We start from the raw sequence: 24238 nt of genomic DNA on the forward strand, positions 1-24238 counted from the left end.
GACCCGTATCGTCGACGTCGCCCGGCACGCGGGCGTGAGCCCCAACCACCCACGGTCGGGGCCTCGCGGCGTTCCCGTGACCTGGCGCGGGCCGGGTCGCGGAGAAGTTCCCGGCCACGGGTGCGCGGGACGGTCGCGGCCCCGTAGCGTGGCCCCATGGACATCGTCGTGGCGGGCTCGCACGGATTCATCGGTGCGGAGCTGCTCGAGCGGCTGCGCGAGGACGGCCACCGCGTGCGCCGGCTCGTGCGGCGTGCCCCGCAGACGTCCGACGAGCACGAGTGGGACCCCGACGCCGGCGTCCTGGACCCCGGCGTGCTCGCGGGGGCCGACGCCGTCGTGAACCTCGCGGGCGCAGGGATCGGCGACCACCGCTGGACGACCGAGTACAAGCGCACCCTGGTCACGTCCCGGACCCGGACCACCGGCCTCCTGGCCCGGACCATGGCCGGCCTCGACGCGCCACCGCCGGTCTGGGTCCAGGGCTCCGCGATCGGCTACTACGGCGACCGGGGCGCGCAGGTGCTCACCGAGACGTCGGCGTCGGGCGACGGGTTCCTCGCCCGGCTGGTCCGGGAGTGGGAGGCCGCGACCGCGCCGGCCGAGCAGGCGGGCGTCCGCGTGGTCCACGCCCGGACGGGCATCGTGCTCTCCTCCGAGGGCGGCGCCCTCGGCCGGCTCCTCCCGCTGCTGCGGCTCGGCGTCGGCGGACGCCTCGGCCCCGGCACGCAGTACTGGAGCTGGATCACGCTGCGCGACGAGGTCGACGCGCTGCGCCACCTGCTCACCGCGCCCGTGCACGGGCCGGTCAACCTCTGCTCCCCCCACCCGGCCACGAACGCGGAGATCACCCGCGCGCTCGCGCGAGAGCTCCACCGCCCGGCCGTGCTGGCCGTCCCCTCCGTCGCGCTGCGCGTCGTGCTCGGCGAGCTGGCCTCGGACATCCTCGGCTCCCAGCGCGCCCTCCCCACCGTGCTCGAGGCGAGCGGGTTCACCTACTCCGACCCCCTCCTCGACGACGCCGTCCGGCGGGTCGCCGAGCGGCGCTGACGCCTCGCCCCGACGTCCGAGCCAGGTCGGACCGGACCCCGCGGCGGTGCGCCTCAGCGCACCTCGACGACACGCCACCCGGCGTCGGTCCAGCGGAGCACGAGCACGACGGTCGTCCGCGGCGTCGCGGGCACCTGCAGCTCGTCGCCGTCCGTGCGCTGCCGGTGCGCGCTGACGGCGTAGTCGACCTCGACGACCGCGTCGGCGGGCACCGTGCCCGCCCCGGCCGCCGCGCGCGACCAGCCCTCGACGGGTCGGGCGTCGAAGACCTCCGCCCGCGCGTCGAGCACGTCCACGCCCTCGAGCGCCGCCAGCACCGCGGCGTCCCGCGCCTCCGCCGACGAGCCCGCGACCACCACCGACGACAGGTCGCCCGTGCCCTCGGTGAGCAGCGCGAGCCGGCGCGCCGTGAGGGCCCGTGCGGCCCCGCCCGGGTCGTCCGGGTCGAGCACCGCCCTCGCGTCCTCGGCCGGCTCGACGGCGGTCGCGACCGTGCTCGGCGCCCTCTCGCCGCCGTCGGGCGCGGCCGTCCACGACGCTCCCAGGTGCACCAGGAGCACCACGAGCGCCGCGCACCCGGTGAGGATCGCCAGGCTCGTGCCGACGGCGCGAACCGCCCGTCGCCGTCGGGCCCGCGCGCCCCGCCCACGGGGCCCGGTCCCACCACGCGCGGCGCTCCCGGACACCGTCCGTACCGCGACGCCGGGCCGCACGGTCCGCCGACCGCCGAGAGCACCGGCCACGAGACGCGCGGGGTCGGGCATCACGACCGGTCGCGGCACCACGGCGTCGTAGCAGCGCGCGGCGAACGTCCCCGCGGCAGGTCGCGCGGACGGTTCGTCGCGCAGCGCCACCGCGAGCTCGGCGTGGAGCGCCGCGAGGTCGCGCGCCTCCTCCGGGTCGCCGGTCGCGCGGTAGGACGGGTGGCTCGACGCCGGGGGCGGCACGAGGTCGAGCACGACCCGGGCGAGGTCCCGCACGTCGTCCGCCGCGGTCCCGCGCGCGGGCGCCAGCGCCGGGCGCAGGACGGCCCTCCCGCTCGGCGTGACGACCACCGACGCCGCCTCGAGGCTCCCGTGCGCGCGCCCGTCCCGATGGAGCCGCGCCAGGCCCTGCGCGACGGGGACCAGCACCGTGACCGCCTCGGCAGCCCGGAAGGGCTCCCGTGCCGCCGCCAGCTCGTCGAGACGCAGCCCGTCGACGTGGTCGGTGAGCACCACGAGCGACGACTCCCCCGCCTCGACGACACCACGCACCGCCACGACGTGCTCGTGCTCCTCGGAGAGCGCGTGCAGGTGCTCGACCAGCACCGCGCGAGCCCCCGGGCCCTCGGGGACCTCCAGCCGGGCGATCTCGCACACCGTGCCCGCGTCGTCGTACGCGACGGACCCACCGCTCGCGCCGGGCTCCCGCCGCACCGACCATCCCGCGGCCGCGAGCACGGGTACCAGGTCGGCGACGGACTCCACGGGCGGTCGCGCGCGGCGCGACGTCGACGACGGCATGCCCCCATCTCACCGCGTGCCGGACCCCGCCGTGCCGTTGTCCACAGGCCGGATCCTCCGCCCGGTGCCGCGTCCCGGGCGCGGGCGGGTCGGGACGCCGGGGGCGGTCAGACGTCGAGGAGGCGACCCTCGCGGGCGCTGCGACGGGCGGCGTCGAGGACCTCGGCGGTGCGGACGGCGTCGTGCGGGTCGACGGGGACGGGCCCGTCGTCGAGGATCCAGTCCGCGACGGCACGGTAGAAGTCGGCGTGACCGCCCGGTGCCTGCGGGACGGGCTCGCGCTCGCGACCGCGCGTGACCCAGCCGAGCGTGCCCTCGGGGGCGGCGTCGTCGAAGACCTCGAAGGGCGACGCGTCGTTCTCGAACGTCGTGACGACGTACGCCCCGGTCGTCCCGAGCACGCGCGTGCGCGGCCCGGGGGCGCCGACGACGGAGCCGGCCCAGAGTCGGCTCACAACCGCGTTCCCGTCGGCGTCGGGCGCGTGGTGGAGCACGAGGAAGACGTCGTCCTCGGTGGGGGTGGTGTGCGAGCGCAGCTCGGCCCACACGCCGGTGACGCGCCCGAAGAGCTGCGTCGCGGAGTCGACGAGGTGCGGCCCGAGGTCGAGGAGCAGGCCGCCGCCGACGAGGTCGTTCTCCTTCCAGCGCTGCTGCGGCACGGGGCGCCACCGCTCCCACCGACGCTCGAACGTGTGCACGCGCCCGATCTCGCCGCGGTCGAGCACGGAGCGCAGGGTGAGCTGCTCGGGGTCCCAGCGGCGGTTCTGGAAGACGGTGAGGGGCGTGCCCGCTGCCTCGGCCGCCTCCACGACGGCGCGGGACGACGCCGCGCCGAGCGCGAGCGGCTTGTCCACGACGACGGGTACCCCCGCCCGCGCGAGCGCGGTGGCGTGGTCGGCGTGCAGGGCCGACGGGCTCGCGACGACGACGACGTCGTAGGCGGCGCGGTCCGCGAGGAGCGCGTCGAGGTCGTCGTGCAGGTGCGCGTCCGGCCAGTCCTCGGCGGCGGCGGCCCGACGCTCGGGCGACCGGACGACGACCGCCGTGACCACGTGCCCGGCCTCGCGGACGAGGCGCGCGTGGATGCCCCGGCCTGCTCCCCCGTACCCGACGATCCCGACCCTGAGCGTGCGCGCGGCGGTGTCCATGCCGACCAATCTAGCCGTGACCGCGACGGGCGCCGGAGGCGTCCGCCGGGATGGTCCGAGCACCCCCGCGAACCTGGCAGAATGTGCGCGTTGGTCCGGTATGGAGCGCTGCGTACCGTCTCGCGCGGGTCGGGCCGAGAATCGGTTTCGGGAAGGTCGTCCCTTGAGCACCACGAGCCGCCGCGTCCCTCGTCGGAGCGTCCTGCGCTACGTCCTGATCGCCCTGGCGGTCGCCATCGTGGTCGCGAACGTGATCAACCAGCAGTCCGTCGCCGCCGACGACGAGCCGGCCCCGACCCCGGGCAGCGCGCTCGAGGCGCTGGCGCGGCTCGAGGTGAAGGGGCCCGGTCCGGACACGGGCTACGAGCGGGGGCTCTTCGGTCCCGCGTGGGCGGACGTCGACGGCAACGGGTGCGACACCCGCAACGACATCCTCGCGCGCGACCTCACCGACCTCACGTTCTCGGCCCGGGGCGAGGTCTGCGAGGTGCGCACGGGCACCTTCCAGGACCCGTACACCGGCGAGACCATCGACTTCCGCCGCGGCAACGCGACGAGCATGGCGGTCCAGATCGACCACGTGGTGCCGCTGCTCGACGCGTGGCGCAAGGGCGCGCGCGCCTGGGACGACGAGACGCGTCGGCAGTTCGCCAACGACCCGCTCAACCTCCTCGCGTCCGACGGCCCCGCGAACCAGGCCAAGGGCGCTCGCGACGCGTCCGCGTGGCTGCCCCCGAACCACGCGTTCCGCTGCCCGTACGTCGCGCGGCAGGTCGCCGTGAAGACCGCCTACGAGCTCGCGGTGACGCCGTCGGAGTCCGAGGCGATGGCGCGCGTGCTCGCGGACTGCCCGGCCGAGCCGCTCCCCGCCGGCTGACCCGGCTCCCCCGGGCACCGGTCCGTGCGCCCGAGCGCGCTCGGCCACCAGGCCCGACGGCCGACGTCGTGCACGAGCGCGGGCACGAGCAGCGACCGCACCACGAGCGTGTCGACGAGGACGCCGAACGCGACGATGAACGCGAGCTGGGCGAGGAACAGCAGCGGGATGATGCCGAGCGCGGCGAACGTCGTGGCCAGCACGACCCCGGCCGACGTGATGACCGACCCCGTGACCGCGAGGCCCCGCAGGACGCCGCGCCGCGTCCCGACCCGCAGGCTCTCCTCCCGCACGCGCGTCATGAGGAAGATCGAGTAGTCGACCCCGAGCGCGACGAGGAAGCAGAACGCGTAGAGCGGGACGGCCGGGTCGGCGCCCGGGAAGTCGAGCACGTGGTCGAACACGATCGCGGCGACGCCGAGCGCGGCGCCGAACGACAGCACGTTGGCGAGCATGAGGAGCACCGGCGCGACGACGGACCGCAGCAGCAGGATCAGGATGAGCAGGATCACGGCGAGGACGACCGGCACGATGGTCCGCAGGTCGCGCTGGCCCGCGAGCTGCGTGTCGAGCCGCTCGGCGGCGGCGCCCCCGACCATCGCGTCGGGCGAGACGTCGTGCACGGCGTCACGGAGCGCCGAGACGGTCTCGACGGCCTCCTGGCTGTCCGACGGCGCGTCGGTCGTGACGTCGACCCGCACCTGTCCGTCGACGACGAGCGGTTCGCCGCGCGCGGGTGCGCCCGGCGCCGCGGCAGGCTGGTCGGTGACCGGCGTGGCGGCGGCGACGCCCTCGGTGCCCTCGGCGGCCGCGACGACCGCGTCGAGGTCCTCCTCGGGGGCGATCACGATCGCGGGCTGCGCGGAGACGCCCTCGAAGTGCTCCGTGAGCGCCGCCTCGCCGGCGACGGAGTCGACGTCCGCGAGGAACACCTCCGAGTCGCCCGTTCCCTCGGCGTCGAGCGTCGGGACGAACGCCGCGCACGCGGCGAGGACCAGCGCCGTGACGACCCACACGCGCCGGTCGTGCCGACCGACGAAGCTCGCGACGCGCGACCACACGCCGTGCCCGTCGACGCGCACCGCGTCGTCGCTCTCGACGGGCGTGGTCTGCGCGTCCGTCGCCCCGCCGTCGTGCTCGGCGTGCGCGCCCTCGTACCGGGGCATGCGCGGCCAGAACAGCGCGCGCGACCGCTGGCCGGCGACGAGCAGGAGGGCGGGGAGGAGCGTGAGCGCGGCGACGAACGCCGCGGCGATGCCGATCGCGGCGACCGGGCCGAGGCTGCGGTTGGACGACAGGTCGGACAGGAGCAGGCACAGCAGGCCCGCGATGACGGTCCCCGCGCTCGCGGCGACGGGCTCGACCGAGGCGCGCACCGCCCGCCGCAGCGCCACCGTGGTGGAGCGGACGAGGCGCAGCTCCTCCCGGTACCGGGCGACGACGAGCAACGAGTAGTCGACCGCCGCGCCCACGACGAGGATCGAGAGGATGCCCTGCGACTGCCCGTTGAGCGTGAGGACGTCGGCGGCGGCGAGGTGGTAGACGACGAGGCCCGCGAGGGTCAGCGCGAGCACGGCCGTGAGGATCACGAGGAACGGCAGGATCGGCGACCGGTAGACGATCGCGAGGATCACGAGCACGGCGCCGAGCGCGACGAGCAGGAGGACGGTGTCGATCCCGCCGAACGCGGTGACGAGGTCGGCCACGAACCCGGCCGGGCCGGTGACCCAGACGTCGAGCGAGGTCCCGGCGAGCCCGCCCTCGGACGCGTCCGCGGCGGCGAGGTCGCGCAGCGCGCCGACCGCCAGCTCGCTCACGCTGTCCTCGTCGGCGCCGATCCGGTCGGACGCGACGGACGCGTCGAGCGAGACGACGACGAGCGCCGCCTCGCCGTCCTCGGACGGCACGACGACGGGGTCGGCGACGGAGACGTCGCCGACGGTCGCGGGCTCGTCGCCCGACGTCCCCGCGAGCGGGGCGTCCGGGACCGCCCGGGCGAACGCGTCGAGCGCGGCGAGGTCCTCGGGCGTCAGGGCGCTGCCGTCGCCCGTCGTGGCGACGACGAGCGCGGGCAGGGTCTCGGAGTCGGTGAACTCCTGGGCGACCTCGGCGGCGCGCGTGGACTCGGCGCTCGCCGGGAGGAACGCGGCGGCGTCGTTCGTCTGCACGCTGCTCAGGCGCCCCTGGGCCTGCCCGCCCAGCGCGCCGATCGCCATCCACAGACCGATGACTGCGACAATGATCAGCCCGCGGAGGAACCCGCCCGTCCTATTGCTCAGCATGCTGAGGAATGGTGCCATGGCGGAGGGAGGAATGCACGTTGGAGCACGCGTCGAGCAGCGGCAGCACCGGGCGGTACGCCGGCCCGGACGTCGGCGACCCCACACCCACCGACCCCCGGGAGTGGGCCACCGGCCGCCTCCTGTTCGCCGTCGCCCGCCGGATCGAGCGGGAGTGGAACGCCCACCTCGGGCAGTGGGACCTCAACCATGCGGGCTTCCCCGTGCTCATGCACCTGCTCGCCGGACCTCGCTCGCAGCGGGCCCTCGCCGAGGAGTCGGGCGTGACCGAGCAGACCATGAGCAGGGTCGTCGCCCGGCTCGAGCGCTCCGGGTACGTGACCCGCACCGACGACCCCGCCGACCGCCGCCGTCGCGCCGTCGCGATCACCGCGGCCGGGCGCGAGGCGGGCCTGGCCGCCGCGCGGCGTCGTCCCGCCGAGGAGCTCGCGACCCGCGGGCTCGACGACGCCCAGATCGCGGCGCTGCGGGACGCCCTCCTCGCGCTGCTCGAGACGTTGCCGCGGACTCCCCACGACGAGGGCTAACCTGAGCCGATGGACCTGCTCGCGCTGCCCGGGATCACGGAGTACCACGAGGCCTGGGACCTCCAGCGCGCGGTGCACGACGACGTCGTCGCGACCACCCGGCCGGACACCCTGATCCTCGTCGAGCACCCCTCCGTCTACACCGCCGGCCGCCGCACGCGCCGTGACGAGCGGCCCGACGACGGCACGCCCGTCGTCGACGTGGACCGCGGCGGGAAGATCACGTGGCACGGCCCGGGCCAGCAGGTCGCCTACCCGATCGTGCGGCTCGCCGAGCCGGTCGACGTCGTCGCGTACGTGCGCGCGCTCGAGGAGGCCGTCATGGGCGTGTGCGCTCGGCTCGGTCTCGCGACGATGCGCGTCGAGGGACGCAGCGGGGTCTGGGTCGCTGCCGACGCGACGCGCCGCGAGCGCAAGGTCTGCGCGATCGGCGTGCGCGTCGCGAAGGGCGTGACGATGCACGGGCTCGCCCTCAACTGCGTGCCCGACCTCTCCCGCTTCGACCGGATCGTCCCGTGCGGGATCGAGGACGCCGACGTGACCTCGCTCACCGCCGAGCTCGGGCGCGAGGTCACGCTCGCCGAGGTCGCGCCGCTGCTCGTCGCCGCGCTGGAGGACGCGCTCACGCCGCTGCTCGCCGCGACCGCGTGGGACGACGCGCACCCGACCTCCCCGCAGGACGCGCTCGCGGGCTAGGCTGGGGACTCCAGGGAATCCTCGCGCGCCGGAGTACGGGTGGGTCGGCGCGCGGTAGGACGTACCCCGAGGACCTGGACCGCATGACCACCACCCCCGCGCGCCCGACGTCGCGCGCCCGCACCTCCCCGCCCCTGCCCGCTCCTCCCCGCCCCGACGCGCCGGGGCGCAGCGGCTACGCCCGGCTGCCGCAGCTCGCGGGCCGCGCGTTCCTCCCCGTGGCGTTCCTCGCCCGGCTCCCGTTCTCGATGCTCACCATCGGGACCCTGCTCCTGGTGTCCTCGACGACCGGGTCCGTCGCGATCGGCGGGCTCGCCTCGGCGGCGACCGCGCTCGGGACGGCGCTCGGCGGCCCGACCCAGGGCGCGCTCGCCGACCGCGTCGGTCAGCGCCGGGTCCTGCTCGTCGCCGTCCCCGTCGCGACGCTCGCCGTGCTCGGTCTCGTCCTCGCCGCCTCCGCGCCCGGCGCGACGGCCGCCGTCCTCGCCGCCGCGGCGGTGACGGGAGCGAGCGCGCCGCAGGTCGGCCCGCTCGCGCGCGTGCGCTGGCTCCGGCTCGCCGCCGACGAGCCGCGCACCGTCGAGGCTGCGATGAGCTACGAGAGCACCGCCGACGAGGTGAGCTTCGTGCTCGGCCCCGCGCTCGTCGGCGTCCTCGCGTCCGCCGGCTCGCCGCAGGTCGCGGTCCTCGCCGCCGCGGGCGGGATCGCCGTCTTCGGTACCGCGTTCGCTCTCCACCCGACGGCGCGCGCGACCCTCCACGCCCCCGCCACCTCGTCCGACGCGGGAACGGGCACGGGCACGACGAGCGCGGCCACCGACACCGTCGGGACGCTCGCGCTCGTACGGCGCGAGGCCGTCGTGCTCGTCGGGATGCTCGCGATGGGCCTCCTGTTCGGCGGGACCCAGGCCGCGCTCACCGCGCTGACCCGCGACGCGGGCGTCCCCGGGAGCGCGGGCCTCGTCTACGCCGTGATGGGCGTGGGCTCCGCCGTCACCGCGCTGTCGGTCGTCGCGCTCCCCCGCCGGTGGGGTCTGCGCAGCCGGTGGATCACGTTCGCTGCCGGGCTCGTGGCGGGCACGGTCGCCCTCGTCCTCGCCGCCGCGAGCGGCTCGCTGACCGCCGTCGTCGTCGCGGTCGCCGCGACCGGCCTGTTCGTCGGGCCGGTGATGGTCACGGTGTTCACCGTCGCCGGCGAGCGCGCACCCGCCGGGCGCACGGCGTCAGCCATGACGCTCGTGGCGAGCGCGAACGTCGTCGGTGTGGCGGTCGGCGCCTCCGGTGGCGGCGCGCTCGCCGACGCCGTCTCGACGACGACCGCCTTCTGGCTGCCCGTCGTCGCGGCGGTCCTGCTCGTCGCGACCGGGGTGTCGTTGACGTCACGTCCACAGGGTGAGCGACGCGCGGGAGACGACGAGCGCGAGCGCGTAGTCTGACCGGAGTCCGGCGTCGTACCCGGGCGCGCGCACCCGAACGGTGCGCCCGCCCACTGCCTGCTCGGCGCGACGTCGGCGCTCACTCGCCACGACGACCGGGAGACACCCGTGACGATCGCACCTGAAGGACGGCGCATGCTGCGGGTCGAGGCCCGCAACGCCGCGACGCCGATCGAGAAGAAGCCCGAGTGGATCAAGACCCGCGCGACGATGGGTCCTGAATACTCCGAGCTCAAGGGCCTCGTGAAGCGCGAGGGCCTGCACACGGTCTGCGAGGAGGCGGGCTGTCCCAACATCTTCGAGTGCTGGGAGGACCGCGAGGCGACGTTCCTCATCGGCGGCGACCAGTGCACGCGCCGGTGCGACTTCTGCCAGATCGACACGGGCAAGCCGGCCGACTTCGACGCGGACGAGCCGCGGCGCGTCGCCGAGTCCGTCCAGGCGATGGGCCTGCGCTACTCGACCATCACGGGCGTCGCACGCGACGACCTGCCCGACGGCGGTGCCTGGCTCTACGCGGAGACCGTCCGCCAGATCCACCAGCTCAACCCGGGGACGGGCGTCGAGCTGCTCATCCCCGACTTCAACGCGATCCCCGAGCTGCTCGACGAGGTGAACGACTCCCGCCCCGAGGTGCTCGCGCACAACCTCGAGACCGTGCCGCGCATCTTCAAGCAGATCCGCCCGGGCTTCCGCTACGAGCGCTCGCTGTCGGTCCTCACGCGGGCGCGCGAGGCCGGGCTGGTGACCAAGTCGAACATCATCCTCGGCATGGGCGAGACGATCGCGGAGGCCAAGGAGGCGCTGCAGGACCTGCACGACGCCGGCTGCGACCTCGTGACGATCACGCAGTACCTGCGCCCGTCGCTGCGCCACCACCCGGTGGACCGGTGGGTCAAGCCCGAGGAGTTCGTCGAGCTGTCCGACGCCGCGGAGGAGATAGGCTTCCTCGGCGTCATGTCCGGCCCGCTCGTACGGTCGTCCTACCGCGCGGGACGCCTGTGGGGCCAGGCCATGACGCGCCGCGGCATGGAGATCCCGGCGGCTCTCGCGCACCTCGCCGAGCCGACGACGTCCCGCCAGGAGGCCGCGAGCCTGCTGGCCCGTTCGCCCCACTAGACTGACCGGCATGGCCCGCAAGAACTCGGACAGCACCGGCGCGCCCGCCGCCGGCGAGCAGGTCGCGAAGCAGAAGAAGCCCAAGAAGCAGCGCTGGTACCACCAGGTGTGGGCCGCGTACCAGATGACGCGCAAGCAGGACCCCGCGGTCACGTGGGTCATGCTCGGCGTGTTCGTCGGCATCCTCGCCGTCGCGCTGGGCATCGGCCTGTGGTGGGGCCAGTGGGTCTACACCCTCATCGTCGGCATCCCGTTCGCGGCGCTGGGCGCGATGTTCGTCCTCACGCGTCGCGCCGAGCGCGCCGCGTACCAGCAGATCGAGGGCCAGCCCGGCGCGGCGCGCGCCGCGCTCGGGACGATCCGCCGCGGCTGGACGTTCGACGAGGAGCCCGTCGCGATCGACCCGCGCACGCAGGACCTCGTGTTCCGCGGCGTCGGCCGGGCCGGTGTCGTGCTCGTGAGCGAGGGTCCGGCGCACCGCGCGAAGCGTCAGCTCGACGCCGAGCGCAAGCGCGTCGCGCGCGTGCTGCCGAACGTGCCGATCACGACGATCCAGGTCGGCGACGAGGAGGGCCAGGTCGCCCTTCCCAAGCTCCCGCGCGCCGTCCAGAAGCTCAAGCCGTCGCTCACCAAGCCGGAGACGGCCGAGGTCTCCAAGCGCCTGCGCGCGCTCGGGGTCTCGCGCCTGCCGATCCCCAAGGGGATCGACCCGACGCGCGCCCGCCCCGACCGCAAGGGCCTCAAGGGGCGCTGACACGCACTCCTCCTGCACGACGACGCCCGGCCGGGCGAGGCTCGCTCCTCACCGGCCGGGCGTCGTCGTGCCGGGTGAGCTTCCGGCCCGGGCGACCCGCTGAGCGGGACGCGGGTCGGAGCCGCCGTCAGGTGCGGACCAGGACGGTGCCCGCAGCGCGGTCGTGGAGACCGCGCCCGTCGGCGTCCCACACGACCGCGGGGATGACGAGGCACAGGAGCACGGTGCGCAGCGCCCCGCGGCCGATGCCGACCATGCGGGCCGGCTCGGCGAGACGGCGGACCCGCATGCCCATCACGCGGTGCCCGACCGTGAACCCCAGCGTGCTCACGAGCAGGACGTTCTCGATCGCGAAGACGAGCGGCTGCGACCACACCGGCAGCGCGGAGATGCCCTCGAAGAAGCCCGGCACGGCAGGCCGGAAGAAGAGGAACGCGACGAGCGTCGCGAGCACCCAGTCGATGACGAGCGCGACGACACGCCGTCCCAGGGTCGCGAGCGAACCCGGTCCGTCCGGCGGGAGACCGAGCCGCGCACCGCGACCGCCCTGCTGGCCGCCCGGGGTGCCCTCGAGCCACGAACCCATGTCCTCGCGTGAAACCACGGGACCAGGGTACGTGCCGGTCGGTGGACGACCTCGACGGTTCGGGCACCCACGGCGGTATCGTGCCGAACGGCACACCGCCCGCCGGCGGCTGCCGCGTGCCCTCGTGTAGCACGAACGTCACACGGGGACGCGGGACGTAACACGACGGAAACAATGGGTACACGGCGGGGAAACCGCCTCGGCCTAGGTTCGTGGGCGCCACGTCAGCGGCAGGTTCGCCGCGCAGCCCGACGGCACCACCCGATCAAGGAGCAACGGATGTTCAACAACGCGGAGGAGGCAATCGCCTTCACGCGGAACGAGGGCGTCGAGTTCGTCGACGTCCGGTTCTGCGACCTGCCCGGCATCATGCAGCACTTCAACATCCCCGTCTCGCAGTTCGACGAGAAGGCGTTCGAGGACGGCCTGATGTTCGACGGGTCGTCGATCCGCGGCTTCCAGGCGATCCACGAGTCGGACATGAAGCTCGTGCCGGACGTCAAGACCGCATTCGTGGACCCGTTCCGCAAGCGCAAGACGCTCGTCGTGAACTTCTCCATCGTCGACCCGTTCACGGGCGAGCCGTACTCGCGCGACCCCCGCAACATCGCGGCCAAGGCCGAGGCGTACCTGCGCTCCACCGGCATCGCCGACACCGCGTTCTTCGCGCCCGAGGCCGAGTTCTACCTCTTCGACGAGGCGCGGTTCGCGACGAACCAGCACTCCAGCTTCTACTACCTCGACTCCATCGAGGCGGCGTGGAACACGGGCCGTGAGGAGGAGGGTGGCAACCTCGCGTACAAGACGCGCTACAAGGGCGGCTACTTCCCCGTCTCCCCGTCCGACCGCTTCGCGGACCTACGCGACGACATGTGCGCCACGCTGGAGCAGGTCGGCCTCGAGGTCGAGCGCGCGCACCACGAGGTGGGCACCGCGGGCCAGCAGGAGATCAACTACCGCTTCAACACGCTGCTGCACGCGGCCGACGACCTGATGAAGTTCAAGTACGTCATCCGCAACGAGGCGTTCGAGGCCGGCAAGTCCGTCACGTTCATGCCGAAGCCGATCTTCGGCGACAACGGCTCGGGCATGCACTCCCACCAGTCCCTCTGGAAGGACGGCAAGCCGCTGTTCTTCGACGAGAAGGGCTACGGCGGTCTCTCCGACATCGCGCGCTGGTACATCGGCGGCCTGCTCAAGCACGCCCCGTCGCTGCTCGCGTTCACCAACCCGTCGGTGAACTCCTACCACCGCCTGGTCCCCGGTTACGAGGCCCCGGTCAACCTGGTCTACTCGGCCCGCAACCGCTCGGCGTGCATCCGCATCCCGGTGACCGGCTCCTCCGCCGCCGCCAAGCGCGTCGAGTTCCGCGTGCCGGACCCGTCGGCCAACCCGTACCTCGCGTTCGCCGCGCAGCTCCTCGCCGGCATCGACGGCATCAAGAACCGCATCGAGCCGCCGGAGCCGATCGACAAGGACCTCTACGAGCTGCCGCCCGAGGAGCACGCGCAGATCCAGCAGGTCCCCGCGTCCCTCAGCGAGGCGCTCGACGCGCTCGAGGCCGACCAGGAGTACCTCACGGAGGGTGGCGTCTTCACGCCGGACCTCATCCAGACGTGGATCGACTACAAGCGCACCAACGAGATCGACCCGATCCGCCTGCGCCCGCACCCCCACGAGTTCGAGCTCTACTACGACATCTGACCGACTCTCTGCGTCTGACCTGCGTCGACGCGAGCGGGACGATGCTCTGGTCCGCAGAGTCCGCACGAGCCGCCAGCACCCTACCGGCGGCGGCTCGTGCGGACTCTGTCGTCTCCTGCCACCGGTCGGCGCAGGGATGGCCGTGGACGAGGTCGGTGCCGCGAGGGTGAATTCTGGCGCTCGCCTTGCCAGAGAGCGCTTACCGCCGAGACTGGTACTCATGAGGCTGGACTGGGGACGGTCGGAGGACGGCAGCTATCAGGCGAGCGCGCGCGAGGGGCAGTACCGCATCGTGCCCCGCGGGGACGAGTGGTGCCTGGAGAAGCCGTACCCCACCCCGGGACGGATCGGCGGTTTCACGACGCCGGCCGAGGCGATGGCGTGGGGACAGGACCTGCACCACGCCGCGATGGGCCCTCGCGTGCGGACACCACAGCCCTCATGGCCCACGGTCGAGGAGTTCGCCGAGATCGTCGACGTACACCCCACCGCCCTCAGAAGGTGGCTCGCCGCCCACGACGTCGGCGCGCCCAGCCGACGACGACGCCTCGACCCGACCACCCAGCAGCGCATCCGGGCGTTCTACGGGACGCACGCCCACCGGTAGGCCGTGCTCTCGCTCGCCGGTGGCGCGCCGCGGGCACCCCGATCTCCGCACGGCCCCGCGTGCGCCGGCGCTCCTCCCCGCCGCCATGGGCTCGACCGCCGGGCACGGGTGTCCCGGACGTCTTGCTTGTCGTGGTGCCCCGCGCGCGCTAGGTTTGTGAGCGGCGGTAACGATGCCGCCCACAGAGCAGGGGGATTCATGAGCACACGCTTCCGGCGCGCCCTCACGGCCGTCGCGTCCGCGCTGGTGTCGACCGTCGTGGTGGCGTCGCTCGCCGCTCCGGCGAGCGCGTCCGCGGCGCCCGCGACCGCCGACCCGTCCGCGAGCGCCGCCGCGTGCGCCGCGACGTGGTCGGCCACGACGGCGTACTCGGGCGGCCAGACGGCGTCGCACCACGGGCGGAACTGGACGGCTCGCTGGTGGACGCAGCGCGAGACGCCGGGGTCGACGAGCGTCTGGGTGGATGCGGGCCGGTGCGTCGGGGGTGGGGACGACTTCGTCGTGAGCCGCGCGGAGTTCGACGCGATCTTCCCGAACCGGCACCCGTTCTACACGTACGACGGGTTCGTCGACGCGCTGGGCGCCTACCCCGCGTTCGCGAGCACGGGCACGCCCGAGACGCGGACGCGCGAGGTCGCCGCGTTCCTCACGCACGCGGACTTCGAGTCGGTCGGGCTGCGGTACGTGAAGGAGATCAACGAGGCCAACTACTGGATCAAGTGCGACGACGAGCAGCCGTTCGGCTGCCCCGCCGGCCAGACGGCGTACTACGGCCGCGGGCCGATCATGTTCAGCTGGAACTTCAACTACAAGGCCGCGGGCGACGCGCTCGGGATCGACCTGCTGAACGACCCGTGGCTCGTCGAGGAGGACCCGTCCGTCGCCTGGCAGACGGCGCTCTGGTACTGGAACACGCAGAACGGCCCCGGGGTGATGACGTCGCACCAGGCGATGGTCTCGGGTGCCGGGTTCGGCCAGACGATCAACTCGCTCAACGGTGCGCTCGAGTGCGACGGCGGCAACCCGGCGTCCGTGCAGTCCCGGGTGGACCGGTACGTGCGCATCACCGAGGTCCTGGGCGTGGCCCCGGGCTCGGGTCTGTACTGCTGACCGGTTCGTCCCGCGGGCAGCGAGGCGGGTGCGGTGCGCGCAGGGGGCGCACCGCACCCGCCTGTCAGCCTCCGGCAGGGACTGCGGCGGTCTCCGCGGCGGTCGCGGGCACGTGGACCGTCGGCAGCCCGGAGCCGGGGCGGAACCCGGCGTACTGCTCGGCCGCGGCCCGCGCGCACGCGTCCTGGTAGGCGGGTCCCCCGCCCAGGTACACCGCCATCTCCGCGCGCTTGCCGGGGACGTTGCCGCCGACGAACCAGGCGCCGGCCTTCTTGCCCTCCTCGTACATGACCGTGGCCCGGGCGGCGCGCTCGGTCTCCTCGTACCACCACTCCTCGGCCTCGCGCGTCGCCTCGAGCTGCGCGACGCCGTTCTCCCGCGCGTAGGCCAGCGCGCGCTGGAGCCACTGCGCGCCGCGCTGGACCGGCACGGTGAGGTTGGACAGCGGCGTCTGCGGCCCGAGCGACAGGAAGAGGTTGGGGAACCCGTGGACGGAGATCCCCAGGTACGTCCGCAGGCCGTCGCGCTCCCACCGCTCGCGCAGCGTGACGCCCTCGCGACCGACGACGTCGAACGCGGTGAGCGCCCCGGTCATGGCGTCGAAGCCCGTCGCGAGCACGAGCACGTCGAGGTCGTGCTCGGCCTCCTCCGTCCCGTCCTCGGAGGCGACGACGACGCCGCGCGGCGTGACTCGCGCGATCGGGTTCGCGAGGACGTCGACGAGCTCGACGTTCTCCCGGTTGTACGCGGCGTAGTAGCCGTGCCCGGTGGGCGGGCGCTTGCCCATGAACGTGTAGGTGGAGGGGCTGAGCGCCTCGGCGGTCCGGGGGTCGGTGACGATCTCGCGGATCTTGCCGCGGAGGAAGTCGGACGCGAGCGCGCTCGCCTCGGGGCTGGAGACCAGGTCCGTGAAGCACTCGTTGGCGAACCGGAAGCCCCCGGCCTCCCACCGTGACTCGAACACCCGGCGGCGCTCGTCGTCGTCCACCTCGAGCGCCGACCGCGTCGGGATCTCCATCGGCACGCCGAACGGGTGCTGGGCCGCGCGCTCGAAGACGGCGTCGTAGTCCGCCCGCAGCGCGGCGAGCTCGTCGGCGGTCACCGCGGGGCTCGTCGTCTCCAGGACGTAGTTCGGGGTGCGCTGGAAGACCGTGACGTGGGCCGCCTGCGCGGCGAGCTCCGGGAGCATCTGGATCCCGGACGCGCCGACGCCGATCAGCCCGACGCGCTTGCCGGACAGGTCCACCCCCTCGTGCGGCCACCTCGCCGAGTGGTACGCAGGCCCGCCGAAGGTGTCCAGCCCGGGGAGGTCGGGGTACACGGGGCGGGAGAGCAGCCCGGTCGCCGACACGAGATAGGTGGCCCGCAGCGTCGACCCGTCGGCGAGGGTGAGCGTCCACAGGTTCGTGGCGTCCGAGTGCTCCGCCCGCTCGACGGCCGTGCTCAGCCGGATGTCGCGCCGCAGGTCGAGCCGGTCGGCGACGAACTCCAGGTAGGCGCGGATCTCCTCGCCGCGCGGGTAGCGCTCGCTCCAGTCCCACTCGTCGCGCACCTCGCGGGAGAACGAGAAGGCGTACGCGAGGTACTCCGAGTCGGTGCGCACGCCCGGGTAGCGGTTGGCCCACCACGTCCCGCCGACTCCCGCGGCGGCGTCGACCACGAGGACGGAGAGCCCGACCTCCCGGAGATGGTGGAGCATCGCCAGCCCCGAGAAACCCGCCCCGATCACGACCGCGTCGTACGTCCCGCCGCCGCTCGCCACATCGTCCATGCACCGCTCCCCTGTCTCAGGTCCGTCCGGACGCCGCAGGGGCGGACGGCCCCGCGCGACGCGGTATACCGTCCCACGCGCGGCGGCTTCCTGCCACGGCACGCCGGCGGTGCCGTGAAGCGCGTCAGAACGGCCAGACGAGCGGCACGTAGAGGACCGCGGCGGCGAGGAACACGACCGCGAGGGGCAGGCCCAGGCGCCAGTAGTCGCCGAACCGGTAGCCGCCCGGCTGCAGGACCATGAGGTTGACCGGCGTGGCGATCGGGGTCAGGAACGCCGCGGCGCCCGCGACCGTGAGCGCCATCATGAACGGCTGCACGCTCACCCCGAGCGTCTGCGCGAACGACACCGCGACCGGCGCCATCACGAGGACCGTCGCGACGTTCGAGATGAACTGGCCGAGCACGAGGGTGAGCACGCACACGACGAGCAGCGCGAGGTGCGGTGAGCCGCCGCCGGTGAGCCGGAGCACGACGTCCGCGATCGCGTCGGCCGCGCCCGAGGAGACGAACGCCGCGGACAGCGGGATGAGGGCCGCGATGAGCACGACGGTGTCCCACGAGATCGCGCGGAACGACTGCGGCACGGTGACGACCCGCAGGAGCACGAGGGCGCCCGCCGCGAGCAGGCCCACGATGACCGGCGGCACGACCCCGGTCGCGAGCAGCACGATCGTCGCGACCAGCACCCCGAGGCAGCGCCGCCAGCCGCGTCCGAGCGGGACGCCGCGCTGCAGGCTGCGCGGGGAGTCGACGGCGATGACGTCGGGCGACTGGGTGTACCGGTGGAGCGCGTCCCACGGCCCACGCACGAGCACGGCGTCGCCGGGCTGGAGGATCATCGGACCCGAGGGGGCCTCGGACTCGGGGCCCGTGGTGCTGCCGTCACCGCGGCGGATGGCGAGCACGACGAGGCCCTCGTCCCGCGTCGTCATGCCGGGGCTCACCCGGCGCCCCACGAGCGTGGAGCGGGGCGCGATGAGCACCTCGACGACCCCTGTGCCGCCCGTGAACAGGCGACCCGTGTCCAGGTCCGCGGGGTAGCTCTCGCGCCACGAGCGCACCCGCTCGCGCGGGTCGGTGGCCGTGTCCGCGAGGTGCTCGGGGACACGCTCCGGCAGCAGCCGGTCGCCGAGCGTCACGACGAGCACGGCCGTGGCGAGGACGAGCGGGATCCCCACCAGCGCGAACTCGAAGTAGCCGAACTCCTGACCGCCCGCCTCGGCCGCCGCCTCGGACACGATGATGTTCACGGGCGTGCCGGTCAGCGTCAGGAGCGATCCGGCGCCCGCGGCGAACGCGAGCGGGACGAGCATGCGCGAGGGGACGATGCCGGCCCGGGCGGCGGCCACGACCGCGACCGGGAGCAGCGCCGCGACGGCGCCGTTGATGCTGATGACCGCCGCGAGGAGCGCCGCGACGCCCACCATCAGCGCGAGCAGCCCGGCCCGCCCCAGCGAGGCGCGCCGCTCGAGCCACTGCCCGATCCACGCGGTGATCCCCGTGGAGTCCAGAGCGTCGCTGAGCACGAACAGGGTCGCGATGAACAGGACGATCGGGTCGCTGAAGCCACCCAGCGCGGCGTCCAGCGGCAGCACCCCCGTCGCCCAGAGCGCGACGGGCACGAAGAGCGCGACGACCACGAGCGGGAGCCGGTTCGTCATGAAGCCGACGACCGCCAACGCGAGGATCACGAACGTCGCGACCAGCGGATCGATCATGGGCACCCCCTGGGACGGAAGGATGCCACACGACCCCGTCCGGAAGGTCACCGGAATAGCGGGCGCGCCGGTGCGTTGTCGATGACCATGACGACTCTCGGGATCATCGGCGCAGGCAACATCGGCTCTCAGGTCGCCCGGGCGGCGATCGCCCACGGCTACGACGTGGTCATCGCGAACTCGCGGGACCCCCGGACCCTCGACGACCTCGTCGCCGAGCTCGGCCCGCGGGCGCGGTCGGCGACGGCGGAGGACGCCGCGCGGGCCGCGGACGTCGCCGTCGTGGCGGTGCCCTTCGGGGCGTACCGCAAGGTCCCGGTCGAGCCGCTCGACGGGAAGATCGTGCTCGACGCGAACAACTACTACTGGGAGCGCGACGGCCACGTCGAGGCGCTCGACCGCGGCGAGGCCACGTCGTCGGGCCTGCTCCAGGAGCACCTGGCGGGGTCCAAGGTGGCCAAGGCGTTCAACCACATCCGGTCGACGGACATCACGACCGACGGGACCCCCGCAGGCACGCCGGGACGCCGCGCCCTGGCGACCGCGAGCGACTTCCCGGAGGCGGCGGACTGGGTCGCGAGCTTCTACGACGAGCTCGGCTTCGACACGGTCGACACGAGCCCGCTCGCGGAGTCGTGGCGGGTGGAGCGGGACCGGCCGGCCTACGTCGCGCGCCAGGACGCCGACGAGCTGCGCGAGAACCTCGCCCGCGCTCCCCGCACGATCTGATCGCGCGCGACGGGCAGCCCGGGCCGAGCTCGTCCGTCGCGCGGCGTCGGGCTCAGTCCTCGCCGTAGAAGACGCGCTCCATGACGGTCCGGGCGCGCCGCGCGGTGCGCAGGAAGTGCTCCTCGAGCTCCGCGCCCGTGTCGACGTCCGGCAGGTCGAGCACGCGCGCGAGCCCGGTGAGCGCGAACCGGTCGTGCGGCAGCACGTCCACGGTCGTGCCGGTCGTCCGGCCCGACCACAGCACGAGCGCGCTGCGCAGCCGGGACGCGAGGTGCCAGGCCTCGCCGAGGACCGCGGCGTCGTCCGCCTCGACGAGCCCGGCCGTCACGGCGGCCTCGAGCGCGTCGACGGTCGACGTGGTGCGCAGCCCGGCCACGTCGTGGGCGTGCTGGAGCTGGAGGAGCTGGACGGTCCACTCGACGTCCGACACTCCCCCGCGGCCGAGCTTGAGGTGGCGCGAGGCCTCGACGCCTCGCGGGAGCCGCTCGGACTCGACGCGCGCCTTGATGCGCCGCACCTCGCGCACCTCCGCGACGTCCAGCCCGCCCTGCGGGTAGCGGCGGCCGTCGACGACGTGGGTGAGCTCCGCGCCGAGCCCGTCGAGGTCGCCCGCGACCGGGCGCGCACGCAGCAGCGCCTGCGCCTCCCAGACGCTCGACCACCGCTCGTAGTACTCGGCGTACGACGCGAGCGAACGCACGAGCGGGCCGTTGCGCCCCTCGGGCCGCAGGTCGGCGTCGACCGGGAGCGCGGGCTCCGGGCCGACGGCGGACAGGAGCTGGCGCAGCCGCGTCGCGACGGCGAGCGCGTACGCCTGGGCGTCGCTGCTCTGGACGCCGGGCCGCGGGTCGTGCACGAACATCACGTCGGCGTCCGAGCCGTAGCCCATCTCGCGCCCGCCGAGGCGTCCCATCGCGACGACGAGCAGGCGAGCCGGGGCGGACCCGGGGTCCTGGGCGTCGTACCCGAGCTCGCCGCGCGCGACGAACTCGGCGATCCGGAGCGCGCCCGCGAGCACGACGTCTGCGGCGTCGGAGATGCTCCGGGCCGCGTCGACCGCGTCGACGACTCCCAGCAGCTCGGCGGCGCCGGTCCGCGCGAGCTCACGCCGGCGCACCGCGCGCAGGCTCACCGTCGCGGGCTCGACCTCGTCGGCGCGCGTGAGGATCGCGTCGGTCTCGGCCGTGAGCCGCTGGATGCCGCGCGGCGCGAGGTCGGCGTCGTCCGCGAGCCACCGGACGGACTCGGGCGACCGGGCGAGCGCGTCGGCCATGTAGCGCGAGTTCGAGAGCAGGTGCGCGAGCCGCTGCGCCGCGGAGCCGGAGTCGCGCAGCAGCTTGAGGTACCAGTGGGTCGCGCCGAGCGTCTCGGAGAGCGTGCGGAACGCGAGCAGGCCCGCGTCGGGGTCCGCGCCCTCGGCGAACCAGCCGAGCATGACGGGCAGGAGCTGTCGCTGGATCGCCGCGCGTCGGCTCACGCCCTCGGTGAGCGCCGTGACGTGGCGCATCGCGCCCGCGGGGTCGCGGTAGCCGATCGCCGCGAAGCGCGCCTTCGCCGCCTCCGGGGCGAGGCTCACCTCGTCCGGGGAGAGCTGCGCGACGGCGGGCAGGAGCGGGCGGTAGAAGATCTCCTCGTGCAGGCCCCGCACCTCGCGGCGCGTCGCGCGCCAGCGCTCGGTGAGGCCCTCGGCGCCCTCGGCGCGCATCCCGAGCGACCGCGCGAGACGGCGCAGCTCGTCCTCGGCGGTCGGCACGAGGTGGGTGCGCCGGAGCCGGTAGAGCTGGATGCGGTGCTCGAGCGAGCGCAGGAACCGGTAGCAGACCCCGAGCCGGGCCGCGTGCTCGCGGCCGACGTACCCGGCGGCGGCGAGCTCGGCGAGCGCCGTGAGCGTGCCCCGGCTGCGGATCGACTCGTCCGACCGCCCGTGCACGAGCTGCAGGAGCTGGACGGTGAACTCGACGTCGCGCAGCCCGCCCTTGCCGAGCTTGAGCTGACGGTCGGCCTCGGCCGCGGGCACGTGGTCCTCGACGCGCCGGCGCATCGCCTGCGAGTCCTCGACGAAGTTCTCCCGACCCGCCGCCGACCACACGAACGGCGCGATCGCCTCCTCGTACGCGCGCCCCAGGTCCCGGTCCCCTGCGACCGTGCGCGCCTTGAGCAGCGCCTGGAACTCCCAGGTCTTGGCCCACCGCTCGTAGTACGCGACGTGGCTCGCGAGCGTGCGCACGAGCGGGCCCTGCTTGCCCTCGGGACGCAGCGCGGCATCGACCTGCCACAGGGCGGGCTCCCCCGAGGTGCCCCAGCACACGCGCGCGAGACTCGTCGCGAGCCGGGCCCCCGCCGTCGTCGCGTACGCCTCGTCGTGCCCCTCGGCGGGCTCGACGACGTAGACGACGTCCACGTCGGAGATGTAGTTGAGCTCGCGCGCCCCGCACTTGCCCATGCCGATGACCGCGAGCCGCACGCCCGCTCCGTGGTCGTCGAGCTCCGCGCGGGCGATCGCGAGCGCGCCCTCGAGCGCCGCCGCAGCCAGGTCCGCGAGCGCCGCCCCGACGGCAGGCATGCGCGTGAGCGGGTCGGGCACGGTGAGGTCGGTGGCGGCGATGCGCAGGATCCGCTCGCGATAGGCGCGGCGCAGCGCGTCCACCCGCTCCGGTCCGGGCTGGTCGGCGACGGGCACCGCCGCGTCCGGGTCGGCGCCCGCCGCGCGCAGGAGCTCGGCCCGCACGTCGCGCGCGTCCACCCCGGTCCCGGGGGTCGGGTCCGCGAGGATCTCGAGCAGCGCGGGACGACGCACGACGTCGTCACCGAGCGCGACCGAGGCGCCGAGCACCGCGAGCAGGCGGTCACGTGCCTCGCCGGGCCGCAGGGTGCGCCGGGCGAGGTCCGCGAGCGGCGAGCGCTCCTCGACGTCGGGCCGCAGCGCGCCGGCCAGCCGCACGACCTGCAGGAGCGCGAGGTCCGGGTCGGCTGCCCCGCCGAAGGCGGAGAGCAGCTCGTCGTCCACCGCCGACGCCGGCTCCTCCGTCTCCCCGTCCGCTCCCGGCGGTCGTCCGCCGTCGAGCAGGAGCGCGAGGTCCGGGTCCGCGAGCAGGCCCGCCGAGCGCGAGATGTCGGCGAAGCCGATGCGCGCGAGGCGCCCCGTGAGCGTCGGCCGGCGGGAACCGCCGGACCGGCCCGACGTCGTCGCGCTCACAGGACCTGGAGGAACCGCTTCAGCTCGAACGGCGTGACCTGCGCGCGGTAGCCGTCCCACTCCTGCCGCTTGTTGCGCAGCACGAAGTCGAAGACGTGCTCGCCCAGCGTCTCCGCCACGAGCTCCGACCTCTCCATGACCGCGATGGCCTCGTCGAGGGACTGCGGGAGCGGCTTGATGCCCAGGGCACGACGCTCGGCGTCGGTGAGCTCCCACACGTCGTCCTCGGTCTCCTCGGGCAGCTCGTAGCCCTCCTCGATGCCCTTGAGACCGGCGGCGAGCATGACGGCGAACGCGAGGTACGGGTTGGTGGCCGAGTCGAGCGCACGGTACTCGACGCGGCTCGAGTTGCCCTTGCCGGGCTTGTACATCGGCACGCGCACGAGCGCGGAGCGGTTGTTGTGGCCCCAGCACACGTAGCTCGGCGCCTCGGCTCCGCCCCACAGGCGCTTGTACGAGTTCACGTACTGGTTGGTGATCGCGGTGATCTCCGCCGCGTGGACCAGGAGCCCCGCGATGAACTGGCGCGCCGTCTTGGACAGCTCGAACTGGGCGCCGGGCTCGTGGAACGCGTTGCGGTCGCCCTCGAAGAGCGACAGGTGCGTGTGCATGCCGGAGCCGGGGTGCTCGGCCATCGGCTTGGGCATGAACGACGCGAACACGCCCTGCTCGAGCGCGACCTCCTTGACGACCGTCCGGAACGTCATGAGGTTGTCCGCCGTGGTGAGGGCGTCGGCGTAGCGCAGGTCGATCTCGTTCTGGCCGGGCCCCGCCTCGTGGTGGGAGAACTCGACCGAGATGCCCATGGACTCGAGCATCGTGATCGCGGCGCGGCGGAAGTCGTGCGTCGATCCCCGCGCGAGGTGGTCGAAGTACCCGCCCTGGTCGACGGGCACGAGGCCGTGCTCGGCGTCGGCGGGCTGGTTGAACAGGTAGAACTCGACCTCGGGGTGCGTGTAGAACGTGAACCCCTTGTCGCTCGCCTTGGCGAGGGCGCGCTTGAGCACGTTCCGGCTGTCCGCGAGGGACGGCTCGCCGTCCGGCGTGAGGATGTCGCAGAACATGCGCGCGGTGCCGTGCCGCTCGCCGCGCCACGGGAGCACCTGGAACGTCGTCGGGTCCGGCTTGGCGATCATGTCGGCCTCGTACACGCGCGTCAGGCCCTCGATCGAGCTGCCGTCGAACCCGATGCCCTCGGCGAACGCCGACTCGAGCTCCGCCGGCGCGATCGCCACCGACTTGAGCATGCCCAGCACGTCGGTGAACCAGAGCCGGATGAAGCGGATGTCGCGCTCCTCGACCGTGCGGAGCACGAACTCCTGCTGCCTGTCCATGCGGTACATCCTGCCTGATCCGTGTGACGAACGGGTGACACGCACGTGTGGCGGACGTCGCGCCGTCGC

19 protein-coding genes are annotated in these 24238 nt (G+C 74.2%); 11 read left to right on the top strand and 8 right to left on the bottom strand.

All coding sequences use genetic code 11. From position 1 onward, the window contains the following. The first annotated feature begins 156 nt into the window (after nt 1–156). Nucleotides 157–1050 carry a TIGR01777 family oxidoreductase gene (locus ABWU78_RS05460; protein WP_353709056.1) on the top strand — a complete coding sequence of 298 codons (894 nt, stop codon included), beginning with the start codon at nt 157–159 and terminating at the stop codon, nt 1048–1050. Between the two features lie 53 nt (nt 1051–1103). Here ABWU78_RS05460 and ABWU78_RS05465 read toward each other — a convergent pair whose 3' ends face one another. Beyond that, entirely contained in the window at nt 1104–2555 is a 1452-nt protein-coding gene (locus tag ABWU78_RS05465; RefSeq protein ID WP_439157777.1) for a hypothetical protein, read from the bottom strand. 107 nt (nt 2556–2662) lie between these two features. Next, nucleotides 2663–3703: a Gfo/Idh/MocA family protein gene (locus tag ABWU78_RS05470; protein WP_439157778.1), complete on the bottom strand. Its 1041-nt coding sequence runs from the start codon at nt 3701–3703 to the stop codon at nt 2663–2665. 163 nt (nt 3704–3866) lie between these two features. On the opposite strand from ABWU78_RS05470, the gene ABWU78_RS05475 reads away from it, so the two are divergent. Next, nucleotides 3867–4580 (top strand): HNH endonuclease family protein, encoded by a 714-nt coding sequence (locus ABWU78_RS05475; protein ID WP_439157779.1) that lies wholly within the window; start codon nt 3867–3869, stop codon nt 4578–4580. Here ABWU78_RS05475 and ABWU78_RS05480 read toward each other — a convergent pair. After that, entirely contained in the window at nt 4493–6862 is a 2370-nt protein-coding gene (locus ABWU78_RS05480) for an MMPL family transporter (RefSeq protein ID WP_439157780.1), read from the bottom strand. The genes ABWU78_RS05475 and ABWU78_RS05480 overlap by 88 nt on opposite strands. Nucleotides 6863–6900: 38 nt before the next feature. On the opposite strand from ABWU78_RS05480, the gene ABWU78_RS05485 reads away from it, so the two are divergent. The 5 genes from ABWU78_RS05485 (at nt 6901) to ABWU78_RS05505 (ending at nt 11412) form a co-directional block, all read left to right on the top strand. After that, nucleotides 6901–7407: a MarR family winged helix-turn-helix transcriptional regulator gene (locus ABWU78_RS05485; protein WP_253050139.1), complete on the top strand. Its 507-nt coding sequence runs from the start codon at nt 6901–6903 to the stop codon at nt 7405–7407. A gap of 9 nt (nt 7408–7416) precedes the next feature. After that, nucleotides 7417–8103 carry a lipoyl(octanoyl) transferase LipB gene (gene lipB, locus ABWU78_RS05490; RefSeq protein WP_353709050.1) on the top strand — a complete coding sequence of 229 codons (687 nt, stop codon included), beginning with the start codon at nt 7417–7419 and terminating at the stop codon, nt 8101–8103. 83 nt (nt 8104–8186) lie between these two features. Next, complete coding sequence (locus tag ABWU78_RS05495; protein ID WP_439157781.1) at nt 8187–9539, top strand: MFS transporter; 1353 nt, start codon at nt 8187–8189, stop codon at nt 9537–9539. Nucleotides 9540–9647: 108 nt separating this feature from the next. Continuing rightward, a complete protein-coding gene (gene lipA, locus ABWU78_RS05500; protein ID WP_353709048.1) occupies nt 9648–10658 on the top strand; it encodes a lipoyl synthase in 1011 nt (336 codons plus the stop codon). Nucleotides 10659–10668: 10 nt separating this feature from the next. Then, complete coding sequence (locus ABWU78_RS05505) at nt 10669–11412, top strand: DUF4191 domain-containing protein (RefSeq protein ID WP_047233940.1); 744 nt, start codon at nt 10669–10671, stop codon at nt 11410–11412. A gap of 127 nt (nt 11413–11539) precedes the next feature. On the opposite strand, the gene ABWU78_RS05510 is transcribed toward ABWU78_RS05505, so the two are convergent. Then, nucleotides 11540–12016, bottom strand: a complete 477-nt coding sequence (locus tag ABWU78_RS05510) for an RDD family protein (protein WP_253050147.1) — start codon at nt 12014–12016, stop codon at nt 11540–11542. Nucleotides 12017–12277: 261 nt separating this feature from the next. Between ABWU78_RS05510 and glnA (ABWU78_RS05515) the strand changes: the two genes are divergently transcribed. The 3 genes from glnA (ABWU78_RS05515) (at nt 12278) to ABWU78_RS05525 (ending at nt 15419) form a co-directional block, all read left to right on the top strand. Beyond that, nucleotides 12278–13702 carry a type I glutamate--ammonia ligase gene (gene glnA / locus ABWU78_RS05515; protein WP_439157782.1) on the top strand — a complete coding sequence of 475 codons (1425 nt, stop codon included), beginning with the start codon at nt 12278–12280 and terminating at the stop codon, nt 13700–13702. A gap of 220 nt (nt 13703–13922) precedes the next feature. Further along, nucleotides 13923–14309 (top strand): hypothetical protein, encoded by a 387-nt coding sequence (locus ABWU78_RS05520; RefSeq protein WP_253050151.1) that lies wholly within the window; start codon nt 13923–13925, stop codon nt 14307–14309. A 198-nt stretch (nt 14310–14507) separates the two neighbouring features. Beyond that, nucleotides 14508–15419: a glycoside hydrolase family 19 protein gene (locus ABWU78_RS05525; protein WP_439157783.1), complete on the top strand. Its 912-nt coding sequence runs from the start codon at nt 14508–14510 to the stop codon at nt 15417–15419. A 64-nt stretch (nt 15420–15483) separates the two neighbouring features. Here the strand turns inward: ABWU78_RS05525 and ABWU78_RS05530 are convergent, their stop codons facing one another. After that, a complete protein-coding gene (locus tag ABWU78_RS05530; RefSeq protein ID WP_439157784.1) occupies nt 15484–17190 on the bottom strand; it encodes a flavin-containing monooxygenase in 1707 nt (568 codons plus the stop codon). Between the two features lie 124 nt (nt 17191–17314). Further along, on the bottom strand, nt 17315–18910 hold the full coding sequence (locus ABWU78_RS05535) for an SLC13 family permease (RefSeq protein WP_253050157.1): 1596 nt from the start codon (nt 18908–18910) through the stop codon (nt 17315–17317). A gap of 87 nt (nt 18911–18997) precedes the next feature. Between ABWU78_RS05535 and ABWU78_RS05540 the strand changes: the two genes are divergently transcribed. Then, on the top strand, nt 18998–19639 hold the full coding sequence (locus ABWU78_RS05540; protein WP_353709043.1) for an NADPH-dependent F420 reductase: 642 nt from the start codon (nt 18998–19000) through the stop codon (nt 19637–19639). A gap of 52 nt (nt 19640–19691) precedes the next feature. On the opposite strand, the gene ABWU78_RS05545 is transcribed toward ABWU78_RS05540, so the two are convergent. Both ABWU78_RS05545 and glnA (ABWU78_RS05550) read right to left on the bottom strand, forming a co-directional pair. Next, nucleotides 19692–22835, bottom strand: a complete 3144-nt coding sequence (locus ABWU78_RS05545; protein ID WP_439157785.1) for a bifunctional [glutamine synthetase] adenylyltransferase/[glutamine synthetase]-adenylyl-L-tyrosine phosphorylase — start codon at nt 22833–22835, stop codon at nt 19692–19694. After that, nucleotides 22832–24169, bottom strand: a complete 1338-nt coding sequence (glnA, locus tag ABWU78_RS05550) for a type I glutamate--ammonia ligase (RefSeq protein WP_253050163.1) — start codon at nt 24167–24169, stop codon at nt 22832–22834. The genes ABWU78_RS05545 and glnA (ABWU78_RS05550) overlap by 4 nt, the downstream gene beginning before the upstream one ends. Nucleotides 24170–24238: the final 69 nt, after the last annotated feature.

This window comes from Cellulosimicrobium sp. CpK407 (genome assembly GCF_051844275.1).
Classification (GTDB): domain Bacteria; phylum Actinomycetota; class Actinomycetes; order Actinomycetales; family Cellulomonadaceae; genus Cellulosimicrobium; species Cellulosimicrobium cellulans_G.

What these genes read in the sequence shown, in the direction of transcription:
- ABWU78_RS05460 (WP_353709056.1), top strand. Translation starts at nt 157, where the DNA reads ATGGACATCGTCGTGGCGGGCTCGCACGGATTCATCGGTGCGGAGCTG.
- ABWU78_RS05465 (WP_439157777.1), bottom strand. Translation starts at nt 2,555, where the DNA reads ATGCCGTCGTCGACGTCGCGCCGCGCGCGACCGCCCGTGGAGTCCGTC.
- ABWU78_RS05470 (WP_439157778.1), bottom strand. Translation starts at nt 3,703, where the DNA reads ATGGACACCGCCGCGCGCACGCTCAGGGTCGGGATCGTCGGGTACGGG.
- ABWU78_RS05480 (WP_439157780.1), bottom strand. Translation starts at nt 6,862, where the DNA reads ATGCTGAGCAATAGGACGGGCGGGTTCCTCCGCGGGCTGATCATTGTC.
- lipB (WP_353709050.1), top strand. Translation starts at nt 7,417, where the DNA reads ATGGACCTGCTCGCGCTGCCCGGGATCACGGAGTACCACGAGGCCTGG.
- ABWU78_RS05495 (WP_439157781.1), top strand. Translation starts at nt 8,187, where the DNA reads ATGACCACCACCCCCGCGCGCCCGACGTCGCGCGCCCGCACCTCCCCG.
- ABWU78_RS05505 (WP_047233940.1), top strand. Translation starts at nt 10,669, where the DNA reads ATGGCCCGCAAGAACTCGGACAGCACCGGCGCGCCCGCCGCCGGCGAG.
- glnA (WP_439157782.1), top strand. Translation starts at nt 12,278, where the DNA reads ATGTTCAACAACGCGGAGGAGGCAATCGCCTTCACGCGGAACGAGGGC.
- ABWU78_RS05520 (WP_253050151.1), top strand. Translation starts at nt 13,923, where the DNA reads ATGAGGCTGGACTGGGGACGGTCGGAGGACGGCAGCTATCAGGCGAGC.
- ABWU78_RS05525 (WP_439157783.1), top strand. Translation starts at nt 14,508, where the DNA reads ATGAGCACACGCTTCCGGCGCGCCCTCACGGCCGTCGCGTCCGCGCTG.
- ABWU78_RS05530 (WP_439157784.1), bottom strand. Translation starts at nt 17,190, where the DNA reads ATGGACGATGTGGCGAGCGGCGGCGGGACGTACGACGCGGTCGTGATC.
- ABWU78_RS05535 (WP_253050157.1), bottom strand. Translation starts at nt 18,910, where the DNA reads ATGATCGATCCGCTGGTCGCGACGTTCGTGATCCTCGCGTTGGCGGTC.
- ABWU78_RS05540 (WP_353709043.1), top strand. Translation starts at nt 18,998, where the DNA reads ATGACGACTCTCGGGATCATCGGCGCAGGCAACATCGGCTCTCAGGTC.
- glnA (WP_253050163.1), bottom strand. Translation starts at nt 24,169, where the DNA reads ATGGACAGGCAGCAGGAGTTCGTGCTCCGCACGGTCGAGGAGCGCGAC.